Source organism: Pseudomonas sp. BIOMIG1BAC, from assembly GCF_001705995.2.
Taxonomy (GTDB): Bacteria; Pseudomonadota; Gammaproteobacteria; order Pseudomonadales; family Pseudomonadaceae; genus Aquipseudomonas; species Aquipseudomonas sessilinigenes.
Genome location: NZ_CP049045.1, coordinates 1,776,519 through 1,791,183 on the forward strand (window position 1 = coordinate 1,776,519; position 14,665 = coordinate 1,791,183).

Sequence of the window (14,665 nt, forward strand, 5' to 3'; positions counted from 1 at the left end):
TCGAATGATCAACAGGCAATAAAAAGCCCCGGCTCTGGCGAGTCGGGGCTTCTTTCTCACGGGGCCTTACAGCACCGGGTAGTCGATGTAGCCGACCGGGCCCTTGGCGTAGAAGGTTTCCGGATGCGGCTCGTTCAATGGAGCATCGGCTTTCAGGCGGGCAGGCAGGTCCGGGTTGGCGATGAAGGGCACGCCGAAGGCCACGGCATCGGCCTTGCCTTCGGCCAGCCAGGCATTGGCGCTGTCCTTGGTGAAGCGTTCATTGGCGATGTACAGGCCGCCGAAGGCTTCCTTGAGCTGTGGCCCGAGGCTGTCAGAACCTTCCTTCTCGCGAGCACAGATGAAGGCGATGCCACGCTTGCCCAGTTCACGGGCGACATAAAGGAAGGTTTGTGCCAGGTCGGCATCGCCCATGTCATGCAGGTCGGCACGTGGCGACAGGTGCACGCCGACGCGGCCGGCGCCCCAGATCTCGATCATGGCATCGGTGACTTCCAGCAGCAGGCGGGCACGGTTCTCCAGGGAGCCACCGTACTGGTCGGTACGCTGGTTGGTCGTGCTTTGCAGGAACTGGTCCAGCAGGTAGCCGTTGGCGGCGTGGACTTCCACACCGTCGAAGCCGGCGGCCTTGGCGTTCTCCGCACCGACGCGGTAGGCCTCGATCACATCGGCGATCTCGGCGGTTTCCAGGGCCCGTGGCGTTGGGAAGTCGGCCAGTGGCCGCACCAGGCTGACATGTCCCTTGGGCTGGATGGCGCTGGGTGCCACTGGCGCCTCGCCGTCCAGGTAGATCGGATGGGAAATCCGTCCCACATGCCACAGTTGCATGAAGATCTTGCCGCCGGCGCCGTGCACTGCCTTGGTCACGTTGGCCCAGCCGCGGACCTGGTCGTTGGACCAGATGCCAGGGGTATCGGGATAGCCGACGCCGATCGGCGTCACCGACGTGGCTTCACTGAGAATCAGCCCGGCCGAGGCCCGCTGTACGTAGTACTCGGCCATTAGGGCATTGGGCACCCGGCCGGCATCGGCACGGCAGCGGGTCAGCGGCGCCATGATGATGCGGTTGGGCAGTTCGATGTCGCCGAGTTTGAGCGGATCAAAGAGAGTGGTCATGGAATGCAGCCTTCTTTAAAGGAAAGGAACGTTTCAGTGAGTCGCAGGGGCCAGTTCGGCATTGCCGCCCTGGCGGAAAGTGATCAGCGTCACCAGCAGGGCCAGGATCGCTAGCGCTGCGGCTGCCAGCGGCACGTTGGTGAGTCCGAAACCGTGGGCGATGACGCTGCCGCCGACCCAGGCACCCAGGGCGTTGCCGATGTTGAAGGCGCCGATGTTCAGGGTCGAAACCAGGTTGGGCGCGGCCTTGCCGAAGGTCACTACGTTGACCTGCAGGGCCGGGACCGCGGCGAAGGAGGCGGTGGCCCAGAGGAACAGGGTGATCTCCGTGGGGATCAGCGCGACGCTGGTCCAGGTCAGCACGGTGGAGACCACGGCCATGGCCGCGAACACGCCCACCAGGGTGGCGCCCAGGCGCTTGTCGGCCATCTTGCCGCCGATGATGTTGCCCAGGGTCAGGCCCAGGCCGATCAGCAGCAGGGTCCAGGTCACGCCCTTGGGCGATACGCCAGTGACTTCGCCCAGCAGCGGGGCCACGTAGGTGAACAGGGTGAACATCGAGGCTGCGAACAGTGCGGTCATGCCCAGGGACAGCCAGATCCCGGCACCCTTGAGGGCCGCCAGTTCCGCACGCATGTCGAGTTTCTCCTCGTCGCGCTTGGCTGGCAGGAACCGCAGCAGGCCAATCAACGCTACCACGCCGATCACAGTCACCGCCCAGAAGGTCGAGCGCCAGCCGGCTTCCTGGCCCAGCGCAGTTCCCAGGGGGACGCCGAGCACGTTGGCCAGCGTCAGGCCGGTGAACATCAGGGCCACGGCCGAGGCGCGCTTGTTGGCCGGCACCAGGCCGGCGGCCACCACTGAACCGATACCGAAGAAGGCTCCGTGGCACAGCGCCGTAATCACCCGTGCGAACATCAGCACGTTGTAATCACTGGCCAGTGCACACAGCAGGTTACCGATAATGAAGATCCCCATCAGGGTCACCAGGGCGGCCTTGCGTGGCAGCCGGGCGGTGGCCAGGGCCATGAATGGCGCGCCGATGGCCACGCCCAGGGCGTAGCCGGTCACCAGCCAGCCTGCGCCGGGAATCGACACCCCGAGGTCCGCCGCCACATCGGGCAGCAAGCCCATGATGACGAACTCGGTGGTGCCGATGGCGAAGGCACTCAAGGCCAGGATGAGAAGCGAAAGGGGCATTATCGGGTCCTTGTCAGATCAGAGCTGTTGGCTCATTTGCGTGAGGAACTGCTGGATGGTGTCCTCGTTGCGTTTAAAAAAATGCCATTGGCCGACTTTGCGGCTGGTGACCAGGCCGGCGCGCTGCAAGGTGGCCAGGTGGGCCGATACGGTCGACTGCGACAGGCCGCAGCGTTGATCGATCTGCCCGGCGCAGACACCGTGCTCGTTGCTGTGGGCCTGGTCGGGGAATTCGACTGTCGGGTCTTTCAGCCAGTGCAGGATTTCCCTGCGAACCGGGTGCGCCAGGGCTTTTATTATTTCGTCGAGGTCGATGGACATGGCGTTGCTCGCTTTTCCATGAAACGTTGTATCGCGATGAGGCGAAATTTAAATCGTTATTTCGCGATATACCAATATGATTTTGATCTTACTTAAGCATTTATCGGTATATCGGGTTATAACGATATGGTGGGCGCGGTGCTAAGCTGCGCAAATGAATTATCTCGCACATCTGCACCTCGGCGGCCAGCGCCCGGGTCAATTACTTGGCAGCCTCTACGGCGACTTCGTCAAAGGCCGCCTGCAAGGGGAGTTCACCCCGGAGGTCGAGGCGGCGATCCAGCTGCATCGGCGTATCGACACCTACACCGACAGCCATGCGCTGGTGACGGCGGCGTTGGGACGTTTTTCCCTGACCCGGCGGCGTTACGCCGGCATCGTCATCGACGTGTTCTTCGATCACTGCCTGGCCCGGGACTGGGTCCAGTACGCCGATCACCCGCTGCAGTCGTTCACTGCCAATGTGTACCAGGTATTGGCCGCCGAGCCGCAGCTACCAGGGCGCCTGGCACAGATCGCGCCCTACATGGCGGCCGATGACTGGCTGGGGTCCTATCGGGATTTTCAGGTGCTGGAGCAGGTTCTGAGGGGCATTGCCCGGCGTCTGTCGCGGCCTGAGGAACTGACCGCGGCGATGGGCGAGCTGGAGCGGCTATACCAGCCCTTGAGCGAGGATTTTCGCGAGTTCTACCCGCAGTTGCAGGCCTTCGCCGCGCAGTACACCGCCCCGTCGCCGGGGCGCTGAAGCCCTTTCAGGCGGCGACCAGTTCGCCATTGCGGCGCGGTTCGGCTGGCTGCAATACATCATCGAACAGGGCTTTGTGCACCGCCTGCTGGGCCTGGAAGGCCAGCGCCGCGCGTTCCTGGCCCAGGCAGGGAATCGGCTTGAGCAGGTGGATTTCCACCTGGCCCTGGTCGTTGGCGAACAGGCGCAGCAGGTGGGACAGCAGGTCATCGTCGCCCACGAAGGGTGCCAGGTTATCGATCTGGCCATCGCGCAGGTAACGGATCGCCACCGGTTGCAGGCACACCTCGGCCTCGATGGCACTGGCCAGCAAGCGACCATGGAAGGTACGCAGGCCCCGGCCGTCGGTCGTGGTGCCTTCGGGAAACAGCAGCAGGGGATGCTGCTCCTGCAGGTGCCGGGTCATTTGCTTGCGGATCAATTGGCTATCCCCGGCGCCGCGGCGGATGAACAGGCTGCCGGCCTTGGCGGCCAACCATCCGGCCACGGGCCAGGTACGCACTTCAGCCTTGGACAGGAACGACAACGGCGCGAGCATGCCCAGCAGCGGAATATCGGTCCAGGACACATGGTTGCTGACCCAGAGCATCGGCTGGCTTGGCAAGTCACCATGTACCCTGACCTGGAAAGGCAGGGCGTTGCTCAGGCGAGCCATGAAGAAGCGCGACCAGCGTTGGCGCCGGACCATGGAGTGGCTCACCCTCAGGCGTTCCAGTACCCCGAAGACGCTGGCCATGCTCAGGCCCAGCGCCACCACCAGCAGCACCCGGGCGATGCGCCCGTAGACCCGGAGCCGGCGCATCAGACAGCCGCCTTGAAGTGCCGGGCATAGCGTGGGCACAGTTCGTCGCGCTTGAGCAGGATGAAGACGTCCGCCACCTGGAAGTCCTGGTCCCAGCAGGGCTCGCCGCAGATCTTCGCGCCCAGGCGCATATAGGCCTTGAGCAGTGGCGGCATCTCGGCGATGACGTTGGAAGGAATGTCCAGGCTCGGCAGTGGGTGTTTGGGTTCGGCGCGTAGGTGCTCGTTGCTCAGGTAGCGTTCGCGCAGGCGCTGCATGATGGCATGGGCCTGCACGCCACCGTCTTGCATGGGGATGCTGGCGCAGCCCATCAGGTAGCTGTAGCCACCTTCGTTGAGGACTTCGGCCAGTTCGCCCCAGAGCACCGCGATGGTGCCGCCATTACGGTAGGCCGGGTCGACGCAAGTGCGGCCGATTTCCAGGATCGGCCCCTGCAACTGCACCAGGCCGTGCAGGCTGAACTCTTCCTCACTATAGAAACGCCCCAGGCTGCTGGCGGCCTGGTGGTCCAGCAGGCGGGTGGTGGCCACCAGGCGCCCGGTGTTCAGATCGCGCACACCGATATGGCTGCAGTGAACGTCGTAGTCATCCATGTCCAGGCCCAGTTCAGCGCCCTTGAGCTTGGCGTTGAACTCATCACTGAAGACGTTGAAACGCAGGGCCTGGGCTTCCAGCAGGGCTTGGGCGCCGATCAGGCGCTCGGCTTGCAGGCGGCGTTCAGTGCCGGTGTCGCTGATGCGGGCGATCTGAGTCATCGTGAATCTCCGTGCGGGCTACCGACCCGCCTTGGGTTGCAGCCAATCGACTTTGTTGTGCAAAGTCAGGCTATGTAGCCGCGGTGTCATCGCCATGAAACTTTGGTGATGCTTATGTGACAGCCCCTGAGGATCTTCGAAATGCCCTGGCAAGCCCTGCTCGAGACTCGTGAACGAATGCCCGCCAACCCCGATCTGGCGGAGGGTTACGGCGCTTTGCTGGCCCATCTTGGCGCGGTCACGCCTTTCGAACTGGCGGTGCTTGGCGGGCGCTTGATGGCGACGCCGGGGTTGGCGTTCCTGGTGGGATACCAGGCGGCATTGCGCATGTTGTGGCCCAGCGCGCCGCCCAGCCTGGGGGCCTTGTGCGCGACCGAGCGTCGCAGCCTGCGCCCGGCGGACATGCAGACGCGGTTGCAGGACTTGCGCCTGCACGGACGCAAGGATTTCGTCACCGCCGGGGATGCCGCCGACTGGCTGCTGGTGGCGGCACGCAGCGAGGCCCCTGGCGAGCAGCCAGGGCTGCGCCTGACCGTGGTCTACCCGGGGGAGCCGGGCGTGAAGGTCCAGACCCTGCCGGCTATCGCCTTGATGCCGGAGATCAGCCACGGTTGCCTGCTGCTGGACAACGCCGCCTGCGAGCTGCTGGCCGGTGATGGCTGGGATGCCTATGTCAAACCCTTCCGCACCCTGGAAGATATCTATGTACTGAGTGCCATGGGCGCCTGGCTCTACGGGGTCGGCCAGGACAGCGGCTGGCCGCAGCCCCTGTTGTTGCAATTGTTGGGGTTGCTGGCCGGTTGTGCCGAAGCCAGCCGGCAGAACCCGGCCCTGGCCAGTGGGCATGTCCTGTTGGGCGGGCTGTTCGTGCAGTTCGAAGCGTTGAAGCCGGAGATCGCCATGGCGTTCGCCCAGGGCCCCGAGTTCTGGCGCGAGCAGTGGACCCGCGACCAGGCCCTGCTCGACCTGGCTTCCGGCGCCCGAGCCAAACGCCTGGCCAAGGCCCTGGCGGCCTTGCACGAGCCGGCGGGGCGCTGAGCGCGCCAATGCAGTGAAACTGTCATCGGCCTGGGCTAGGCTCGGTCATTGGTTTTCTTGAGTGCCCTCCATGTCCAAAGGCTCCTTCTTGCTGGTGCTGCTTGCCTGGCTCGGTCTACCGGCCTGGGCCGAGGAGTGGCCGGCAGAGCAGTGGAGTCGGGCCGCACAAGCCTCGGGGCCGGCGCTCCAGGCACTGGAGGACTATGCCTTTACGCCTCGCGACGATGAGTCGCGCCAGGGCGTGCGTACCGATGCCCTGCTGGTGGTGCACGATGGCCGCCTGCTCTACGAGCGCTATGCCGGCCCGACCGGGCCGCAAACCCCGCACCTGATCTGGTCCGCCAGCAAGAGCGTACTGGCGGTGGTCATGGGGGTCGCCTATGGCGAGGGGCGCTTTACCCTGCAGGACCGGGCAGCGGGTTTCTACCCGGCGCTCAAGTCCCACCCGGACATCACCCTGGCCGACCTGCTGCACTGGGGCTCGGGGCTGGCCTGGCAGGAAGACTACGAATATGCGCCGCTCAACTCGTCGGTGGTGGCCATGCTCTACACCCGTGGCCATGGCGATATGGCGGCCTTCGCCGCGCAGCAAGCGGCGGCGTCTGCCCCTGGCCAGGTCTTTCGCTATTCCAGCGGCGACAGCAACCTGCTGGCCGCCAGCCTGCGTGCGATGGTGGGAGCGCAGCAATATGCCGACTATCCGTGGCACGCCCTGTTCGAACCCCTGGGCATTAGCCAGGCGGTGTGGGAGCGCGATGGCGCCGGAACCTTCGTGGCCTCGTCCTACCTCTACATGAGCGCGCCTGACCTGGCCCGCATTGGCCTGTTGATGCAGCGCGAGGGCCGCTGGCGCGACCGGCAACTGTTGCCCAAGGCCTGGGTCGAGTTCTGTCGCACTCCTTTCTCCGGCTACCGAGCGGGCCAGGATGTAGCGGTGGCCGGTGGGCACTGGTGGCTCAACCGTGCGTTGGACGGCGCTTCGCGACCCTGGCCCGATGCTCCCGCCGAGACCTACGCGGCCCTGGGGCATTGGGGGCAAGCCCTGTATGTATTGCCGCAGCAGCGCCTGGTGATCGTGCGCTATGGCGACGATCGCGACGGCAGCTACCAGCACAACGAGTTGCTCAAGCGGGTGCTGGCAGCCTTTCCCGGTTCGCAGCAGCCATGAGCCGGCCCAGCCTGGTCCTGCGTCATCCGTGGCTGTGCCTGCTGCTGCTCGGGTTGCTGGCGCTGGCGGCGTGGGCCTGGCAGCAGCGAGTGGCCCTGCAAGCCTTCCCGGATATCCTCGGCGCCTATACCGCCAAGGAGTACTGCTCCTGCCGCTACGTGATGGGGAACCCGGCCGACTATTGTCGCGCCTACGTCCGCCAGTACCTGCCCATCAGCGACTTCAACGATGACTCCCAGGCCCGACGCGTCACCGCCAGTGCCCTGGGGCGCACCCATGGCGCGTCCTGGCTGGGGCCACGGGAAGGCTGTCGCCTCGACCCCTGAGCCATCCTTCGGTTCCATCCAGCGGAACCAGATTCGATTGTCCTGTGCATCGGCCCGCGGTTATCTAGCGCAGAGCGTCGCGCACGCCCTGAGATCCCGTGCCGCGCCCCGTACAACAAGAACGGGAACCCACCCGGCCCAGAGGACAGACGCCATGACCCGACATCAGCACATCCTTGCCTGGCTCGACGACATCGCCGGCGACCTGCGGGACATCCGCCAGGACATCCATGCCTACCCTGAACTGGGCTTCCAGGAAAATCGTACCGCCGCACTGGTGGCCCGCCTCCTGGAGGATTGGGGATTCGAGGTGCATCGGGGCGTTGGCTGCACCGGAGTGGTGGGTGTCCTGCGCAATGGCCAAAGCTCGCGAACCCTGGGCTTGCGGGCGGACATGGACGCGCTGCCGATCGTCGAGGACAGCGACGTACCCTATAGCAGCCGTCATCGTGGCTGCATGCACGCCTGCGGCCATGACGGCCATACCACGATCCTGCTGGGGGCTGCCCGTTACCTGGCAGCCACTCGGCAGTTCGATGGCACCCTGAACCTGATCTTCCAGCCGGCGGAAGAAGGGCAGGGCGGTGCCGAGGCTATGCTTGCCGATGGCCTGTTGGAGCGCTTCCCCTGTGATGCCTTGTTCGGGTTGCACAATATGCCTGGCTTGCCGGCTGGGCACCTGGGGTTTCGCCAGGGGCCGATGATGGCCTCCCAGGACCTGCTTGAAGTGGTGGTCGAGGGCGTCGGCGGCCACGGTTCGATGCCACACCTGGCGGTAGACCCGTTGGTGGCGGCGGCCAGCATGGTCATGGCCCTGCAGACGGTGGTGGCGCGCAATATCGATGCCCAGCAGGCGGCGGTGGTCACCGTCGGTGCGTTGCAGGCCGGCGAGGCCGCCAACGTGATCCCCCAGCAGGCGTTGTTGCGCTTGAGCCTGCGCGCCCTCAATGCCCCCGTGCGCGAGCAGATGCTGGAGCGGGTCAAGGCAATCATCCAGACCCAGGCCGAAAGCTTCGGCTGCAGCGCCAGCATCCTGCACCGCCCGGCATACCCGGTGCTGGTCAACAGCCCGGAGCAAACCGAGTTCGCCCGGCAAGTGGCGGTGGAACTGCTGGGCGAGGCCGCGGTGGATGGCAACACGCCAAAACTGATGGGCAGCGAAGACTTCGGCTGGATGCTACAGCGCTGCCCGGGCAGCTACCTGTTCATCGGCAATGGCGTGGGGCAGCCGATGGTGCATAACCCCAGCTATGACTTCAACGACGACATCCTGCTCACCGGTGCGGCTTATTGGTGCGCCCTGGCGGAAAGCTGGCTCAAGCCTTTCTGACCCCACCCTCTTCCTGTTCCCGATTACCCGGGCGCGCCTGCGTGCGCCCGGCACTTTCCCGAGCCCGCAAGAAGGCTCAAAAGTAGCCAAGGAGCCGCCATGAGCGTTTCGATACCCACTGCCTCCAAGACCCGGCAAGTGATTGCTGCCGTCGTCGGCAATGCCCTGGAATGGTACGACTTCATCATCTATGGCTTTCTCGCCAGTTTCATCGCCCGGCAGTTCTTCCCGGGTGGCGATGAGTACACCTCGCTGCTGATGGCCCTGGCCACCTTCGGCGTGGGTTTCTTCATGCGTCCGGTAGGCGGTGTGCTGCTGGGGATCTATTCCGATCGCAAGGGGCGCAAGGCGGCGATGCTGCTGATCATGCAACTGATGACCCTGGCCATCGCGATCATAGTGTTCACCCCCGGTTACGCGGCTATCGGCGTTGGGGCGCCGTTGCTGATCGTGGTCGCGCGCATGCTCCAGGGGTTCGCCACCGGTGGCGAGTATGCCAGCGCCACGGCCTACCTGGTGGAGAGTGCGCCGCCCCACCGCAAAGGCTTATATGGTTCCTGGCAGTTGGTCGGGCAGTGCCTGGCGGTGTTCAGTGGCGCGGCGATGGCTGCGGCGGTGACGCATTTTTTCTCGTCACAGACCTTGGAGCAGTGGGGATGGCGCCTGCCGTTCGTAGTGGGCCTGCTGATCGGCCCGGTAGGGCTGTGGATTCGCAAGTACATGGAAGAGCCCGATGCCTTTGTCGAGGCGCGCAAGCACGTGCGCGGCAACGGACCTGGGTTGCTGGAGGTGATCCGCACCCAGCGTCGGGGAATCCTGGTCGCAATGGGCCTGGGGTGCGGCGGCACCGTATCGTTCTATGTCCTGCTGGTGAACATGCCGACCTTCGCCCATAACAATCTCGGCCTGCCCCTGGACCAGGTGCTGCTGGTTCAGATGCTCGCCGTGGCACTGATGACCCTGGTCATCCCCCTGACGGGAGCCCTGTCGGATCGTTATGGCCGGCGGCCGGTGCTGATGGTCTTCACCCTGGCATTCTTCGTGCTGGTCTACCCCCTGTACGCCTGGGTCGCTGCTGCCCCGTCCATCGAGCGCCTGCTGGTGATGCAACTGCTGTTGTGCGCTGCCATTGGCGGTTCTTTCGGGCCTGCACCCACGGCCCTGGCCGAGCAATTTCCCATCGAGGTGCGTTCCACCGGAGTGTCGGTGGCGTATAACGTCACCGTGATGCTGTTCGGTGGTTTCGCACCGTTGGTCGTGACCTGGCTCAGCAAGACCCTGGCCACGCCGGTAGCGCCTGCCTTCTATGTGTTGTTGACTTCGGTCCTGAGCCTGCTAGCCATCTACTGCCTGCATGACCCGCTCAGGACCGTCAAACCCAATGCCCTGCCCCTGGGAGGTGAGTCTTGAGCAAGCCCCATGAACCCTCGACGAACGATTCGATCGTCGAGCTCGACGCCCTGGCATTGTCCCGGGCGATCCATGGCCGTGAGCTGTCCTGTCGGGAAGTGATGCAGGCCTATCTGGCACAGATCGAACGTCTCAACCCTGAGGTCAACGCACTGGTATCGCTCTGTGAGCCCGAGATCCTGCTGGACCAGGCCGACGAGCGTGATCGGCAACTGCTCCAGGGACAATCGCAGGGCTGGATGCATGGCATGCCCCAGGCGATCAAGGACCTGGCAGCGACCGCTGGCATGACCACCAGCATGGGGTCGCCGCTGTTCGCCGATCAGGTGCCGCAGGTCGACGCGATCAGCGTGGCACGGGTGCGAGCCCAGGGTGCGATCATCGTCGGCAAGAGCAACGTTCCTGAGTTCGGCCTCGGCTCGCACACCTACAACCAGCTGTTCGGGACCACCGGTAATGCCTACGACAGCAGCCTGAGTGCTGGCGGCAGCAGCGGTGGGGCGGCCGTTGCCCTGGCCTTGCGCATGCTGCCGGTGGCCGACGGCAGCGACATGATGGGTTCGCTGCGCAATCCGGCAGCGTTCAACAATGTATTCGGCATGCGGCCGTCCCTGGGCCGTGTGCCCCACGGTCCGGCCCCCGAGCTGTTCGTCCAGCAACTGGCCACGGAAGGGCCGATGGGCCGCACCGTGGCCGATGTGGCACGGTTGCTGGCGACCCAGTCTGGCTACGATCCTCGCTCGCCCCTGTCGTTGAAGGAGGACCCGTCGCTGCTCGCGGCGCCCCTGCAGCGCGATGTTCGCGGGCTGCGCCTGGGATGGCTGGGGGACTACAACGGTTACCTGCCCATGGAGCATGGGGTGCTGGATCTGTGTGAGAAGGCCCTGGGGGACTTCGTCAGCCTGGGCTGTGAAGTGGAGCGCTGTCAGCCGGAGTTCTCCCTGGCGCAACTCTGGGATTGCTGGCTGGTGCATCGCCACTGGTTGATCCAGGGTTCCCTCGGCCTGCTGTACAACGACCCGGACAAGCGTCGCTGGCTCAAGCCCGAGGCCCGCTGGGAGGTGGAGGGCGGGGCCAGCCTCGGCGCCGCCGATGTGTACCGGGCGTGCCAGAGTCGCAGTGATTGGTATCGGGCTTTGCTGCACTTGTTCGAGCGTTACGATTTCCTGCTGCTGCCCACCGCCCAAGTGTTCCCTTTCGATGCACGACAGGCCTGGCCACGCCAGGTGAATGGGCAGGAAATGGACACTTATCATCGCTGGATGGAGGTCGTGATCGGCCCGACCCTGGCGGGCTTGCCTTGCATCAGCATTCCCGTGGGCTTCAACCTGGCCGGGTTACCCATGGGGATGCAGATCATCGGCCCGCCCCAGGCCGACCTCGCGGTGCTGCAGCTGGCCCATGCCCATGAACAGTTGACGCAATGGGTCCGGCGGCGGCCTCCCGGCAACATCCGGTAATCGGGCAAGGACCTCGGGATCAAAGCCGGGGCCCGTATCTTGCTGGGAAATTTTTCACCCACCCTCAAGCCAGGAGTCCGGGCCATGGCCAGCAAGGTAGAAAGCGGCAGTGTGCGTTCCGTGGAGCGGGCCCTGGCCATCGTCGAGCTGCTGGGCCAGCACCAGGCCCTGGGCCTGGAGGAGTTGCACTACCTGACCGGCCTGCCCAAGGCCACGGTGTCGCGCCTGCTACTGACCTTGCAGGAACAAGGCTGGATCTACCGTGGGCTGAGCGACCGGCGCTACTGCCTGAGTGCCCGCAGCCTGTTCGGTGACAGCCGGCAGCGCTCCAAGCGCCAGCTGGCGGAGCAGGCCGGGCCCTGGCTGCTGCAACTCAGTGCCCGCACCGGCCTGGTGAGCGACCTGTCGAGTTTCGATGGCGAGCATCTGGAGGTGCTGGAAAGCGTGGTGCCCGAGGTGTTGCGCAAGCGCTATCCCAGCAGTAGCAGTCGGGTGGTCGGCCAACATTCCAGCCTGTTTCATTCGGCCATGGGCAAGGCTCGCCTAGGGGCCTTGCCTTGGGAGGAAGTCGAGCGCCTGGCCGTGCGTGAGGCCGTGTCACTCGACACCTGGCAACACTCCGGCCTGCAGTTCCAACAGCTAGGGTTCGGCCAGCGTACCGAGGGTTATTGGGAGTACCCGATGCGCCTGCCGTTCCTGATTCGCGCGGTGGCCCTGCCGCTGCAGGTCGAGGGTCGGGTGGTGGGCAGTATCGCGCTGCATTGGCCGCAGGATCTGTCCTTTGTGGAGCAGGTGCGCCACCGGCACCTGGCGTTGTTGGCCGAAACCGTCATGCAATTGCAGAAACACCTCGCCTGATCTCATCCGCTGCCCATGGGTTCCACCCTGCGGAATCAATGATCGTTGCCCTTTGCCTGGCGGCCCCGACAATAGCTGCCAGGCCACCTTGGCGATGGCCATGACACCCATTCCAAGAATAAGAACAGGTGATTCCATGCGTGCGCAGCAGCGTTGTCTAGCGGGTGTGTTGTGCTGTCTGTTGGGGGGCGGGGCGGGGGCTGAGGACTTTATCCAGGACAGTCGCATGTCCTTGCGCTACGGCCAGTCCTACTGGAAAGAAAATGCCAACGGCGGTGTCGGTCCGACCCGGGATGAATGGGTACAGGCCGCGCAGTTCAACTTCAGCTCCGGCTGGTACCGCGATGTGCTGGGGCTGGATTACAGCTATGGCCTGGCCGATGCCCTGCATGTGGGAAGCAAGGCCGACAGCATCAGCAACTTGCGGGCCGACCGCAGCGTGCAGAATCCCCACGGTATCGCCAAGCCCCTGGCGTTGTATGTGCGTGGGCGCTGGGTCGAAGAAGGCTGGACCCTGAGTGGCGGAGTGGGGAAAAAGAGCCGCCAGCTCGAGCTGTACACCGACGACCGCTTTACCCGAATCCTGCCGGCAGCGAGCCTGGGCCAGGACCTGGGGTATGAGCGAGGGGGCTTGAGCCTCAACCTGAGCCGTATCGAGGGCTTCAGCCCGCGCAACGAGTCGGGCTGGAGCCAGGACCTGCGCAATTATCGAGGGCAAAAGATCGATGACCTGCGGATCTATGCCCTGGGTTATGTCTTTCCCGATGGCAGCAAGCTGCGTGTGGAGCATGGCGTGGCCCGGGACTACCTGCGCAGTTCCACGGTGAAGTTGTCCCGCAGTTTCGCCCTGGCTCCCGGGCACGACCTGGACCTCCAGGCAATCTGGGGACGCCAGCAGGATGCCGGTCGCTTGTTCGAGTACTCAGGAGTGCGTGGGTTGTACGAGGCGCAGTCGTCCCATGATGCCCGGCATCTGGACCTGGCCATCAATTACCGCTTCAGCCACTACTATCTGGGACTGAGCTGGAACAAGGTGCGGGGCGATGATTTCGATCGTATGTTCTTCGCCCAGGACCATGGCACCTGGAATAGCAGCGCCAAGCGCTTCTATTACTTCGGGTTGGAGGATGAGGCGCTGCTCAAGGTCGCTTCTGGCCTGGACTTCACCGCGTTCGGCCTGCCCCGGCTCAAGCTCGATGCACACTATGTGTTTTCCAATGCCGCCCGAGGGTACGAGGACTTCTCCCGCAGCGAGTTCCAGAGCCTGTTGCGCTATTCGTTCGATGGGCTTCTCAAGGGCTTGGAACTGGCCTGGCTGCACACCCGTTTTCGCACCCGAGGCGAGCCTGACGGTGTCCTGCGCCGGAGCATCTCCAGGGGACCGGCGGGCATCGTCAGTCATCACTCGGAGCGCTTCTTCTTCAACTACACCTATCGCTTCTAGCGCAGGGCCCGATCACTCAGGGAGCACCGGGCCGGTAACCGGTCGCCGGGAGGTTTGCCAGCTTCCTGGCAGCCGGTTAAGGTGGCGCCTTCTGTTTACGGGAGCTTGCATGCGTACGCCGATCCGCCTTCTTCTCAGTCTGTTGGCAGTACTGGCCCTGCCGGTCCAGGCCAACTGGTACCTGGACAACGAGTCCTCGCGTATTTCCTTCGTGACCACCAAGAACGCCAGCGTTTCCGAGGTCCAGCGCTTTCTGGTGCTGCATGGCAAGGTCGATGGCAAGGGCCTGGCCCAGTTACAGGTGGAGCTGGAGTCGGTCAGCAGCGGCATTCCGTTGCGCGACGAACGCATGCGCCAGGAGCTGTTCCAGATCCAGCAGTTTCCCGAGGCCCTGATCAGTGCCCAGATCAACCTGCGCCCCATCAATGACCTGGCCCCCGGAGCGCAGATCGAGCTGCTGTTGCCGGTCACCGTGAGCCTGCATGGCCGGGAGCACACCTATGACGCCGAACTCCTGGCCACCCGCCTGGATGACCGGCGCTTCCAGGTGGTGACCCTGGAGCCCCTGGTACTCAATGCCGAAGACTTCGGCCTGGCGCCTGGCGTGGACAGCCTGCGCAAGGTCGCGGGCCTGTCGGGTATCAGTCTCTCGGTGCCGGTGGGTGCGGTGCTGATCTTCACGGCCCGCTGAC

At 64.6% G+C, this 14,665-nt stretch carries 15 protein-coding genes; 10 read left to right on the forward strand and 5 right to left on the reverse strand.

Features of this window, described 5'->3' with window-relative positions:
- Positions 1–66 precede the first annotated feature (66 nt).
- From ATY02_RS08235 to ATY02_RS08245, 3 genes are read right to left on the reverse strand one after another with little or no spacing between them, the layout of a single operon-like run.
- Entirely contained in the window at positions 67–1,116 is a 1,050-nt protein-coding gene (locus ATY02_RS08235) for an alkene reductase (protein WP_068582026.1), read from the reverse strand.
- 33 nt (positions 1,117–1,149) lie between these two features.
- The gene (locus ATY02_RS08240) at positions 1,150–2,316 is read right to left on the reverse strand and encodes an MFS transporter (RefSeq protein WP_068582031.1); all 1,167 of its coding nucleotides are present in this window, start codon (positions 2,314–2,316) and stop codon (positions 1,150–1,152) included.
- Between the two features lie 18 nt (positions 2,317–2,334).
- Positions 2,335–2,637: an ArsR/SmtB family transcription factor gene (locus ATY02_RS08245; protein WP_068582035.1), complete on the reverse strand. Its 303-nt coding sequence runs from the start codon at positions 2,635–2,637 to the stop codon at positions 2,335–2,337.
- A gap of 154 nt (positions 2,638–2,791) precedes the next feature.
- Between ATY02_RS08245 and ATY02_RS08250 the strand changes: the two genes are divergently transcribed.
- A complete protein-coding gene (locus tag ATY02_RS08250; protein ID WP_068582039.1) occupies positions 2,792–3,382 on the forward strand; it encodes an ACP phosphodiesterase in 591 nt (196 codons plus the stop codon).
- A 7-nt stretch (positions 3,383–3,389) separates the two neighbouring features.
- On the opposite strand, the gene ATY02_RS08255 is transcribed toward ATY02_RS08250, so the two are convergent.
- Both ATY02_RS08255 and olsB read right to left on the reverse strand, forming a co-directional pair.
- The gene (locus ATY02_RS08255) at positions 3,390–4,184 is read right to left on the reverse strand and encodes a lysophospholipid acyltransferase family protein (protein WP_068582045.1); all 795 of its coding nucleotides are present in this window, start codon (positions 4,182–4,184) and stop codon (positions 3,390–3,392) included.
- Positions 4,184–4,939 carry an L-ornithine N(alpha)-acyltransferase gene (gene olsB / locus ATY02_RS08260; protein WP_068582048.1) on the reverse strand — a complete coding sequence of 252 codons (756 nt, stop codon included), beginning with the start codon at positions 4,937–4,939 and terminating at the stop codon, positions 4,184–4,186. Before olsB ends, ATY02_RS08255 begins: the two co-directional genes overlap by 1 nt.
- Positions 4,940–5,080: 141 nt before the next feature.
- On the opposite strand from olsB, the gene ATY02_RS08265 reads away from it, so the two are divergent.
- The 9 genes from ATY02_RS08265 (at position 5,081) to ATY02_RS08305 (ending at position 14,664) form a co-directional block, all read left to right on the forward strand.
- A complete protein-coding gene (locus ATY02_RS08265; protein WP_068582052.1) occupies positions 5,081–5,977 on the forward strand; it encodes an acyl-CoA dehydrogenase in 897 nt (298 codons plus the stop codon).
- Positions 5,978–6,047: 70 nt separating this feature from the next.
- Positions 6,048–7,145, forward strand: a complete 1,098-nt coding sequence (locus ATY02_RS08270; RefSeq protein ID WP_068582053.1) for a serine hydrolase domain-containing protein — start codon at positions 6,048–6,050, stop codon at positions 7,143–7,145.
- Positions 7,146–7,156: 11 nt separating this feature from the next.
- Positions 7,157–7,471: an amidase gene (locus tag ATY02_RS08275; protein ID WP_228022310.1), complete on the forward strand. Its 315-nt coding sequence runs from the start codon at positions 7,157–7,159 to the stop codon at positions 7,469–7,471.
- 154 nt (positions 7,472–7,625) lie between these two features.
- Complete coding sequence (locus tag ATY02_RS08280) at positions 7,626–8,801, forward strand: M20 aminoacylase family protein (RefSeq protein WP_068582059.1); 1,176 nt, start codon at positions 7,626–7,628, stop codon at positions 8,799–8,801.
- Between the two features lie 99 nt (positions 8,802–8,900).
- Positions 8,901–10,211: an MFS transporter gene (locus ATY02_RS08285; RefSeq protein WP_068582063.1), complete on the forward strand. Its 1,311-nt coding sequence runs from the start codon at positions 8,901–8,903 to the stop codon at positions 10,209–10,211.
- Positions 10,208–11,671 carry an amidase gene (locus ATY02_RS08290; protein WP_068582065.1) on the forward strand — a complete coding sequence of 488 codons (1,464 nt, stop codon included), beginning with the start codon at positions 10,208–10,210 and terminating at the stop codon, positions 11,669–11,671. The genes ATY02_RS08285 and ATY02_RS08290 overlap by 4 nt, the downstream gene beginning before the upstream one ends.
- 84 nt (positions 11,672–11,755) lie before the next feature.
- A complete protein-coding gene (locus ATY02_RS08295; protein ID WP_068582068.1) occupies positions 11,756–12,529 on the forward strand; it encodes an IclR family transcriptional regulator in 774 nt (257 codons plus the stop codon).
- A 136-nt stretch (positions 12,530–12,665) separates the two neighbouring features.
- Positions 12,666–13,973: an OprD family outer membrane porin gene (locus tag ATY02_RS08300; RefSeq protein ID WP_068582070.1), complete on the forward strand. Its 1,308-nt coding sequence runs from the start codon at positions 12,666–12,668 to the stop codon at positions 13,971–13,973.
- 109 nt (positions 13,974–14,082) lie between these two features.
- Positions 14,083–14,664, forward strand: a complete 582-nt coding sequence (locus ATY02_RS08305) for a YceI family protein (protein WP_068582072.1) — start codon at positions 14,083–14,085, stop codon at positions 14,662–14,664.
- The last annotated feature ends 1 nt before the right edge of the window (position 14,665 follow it).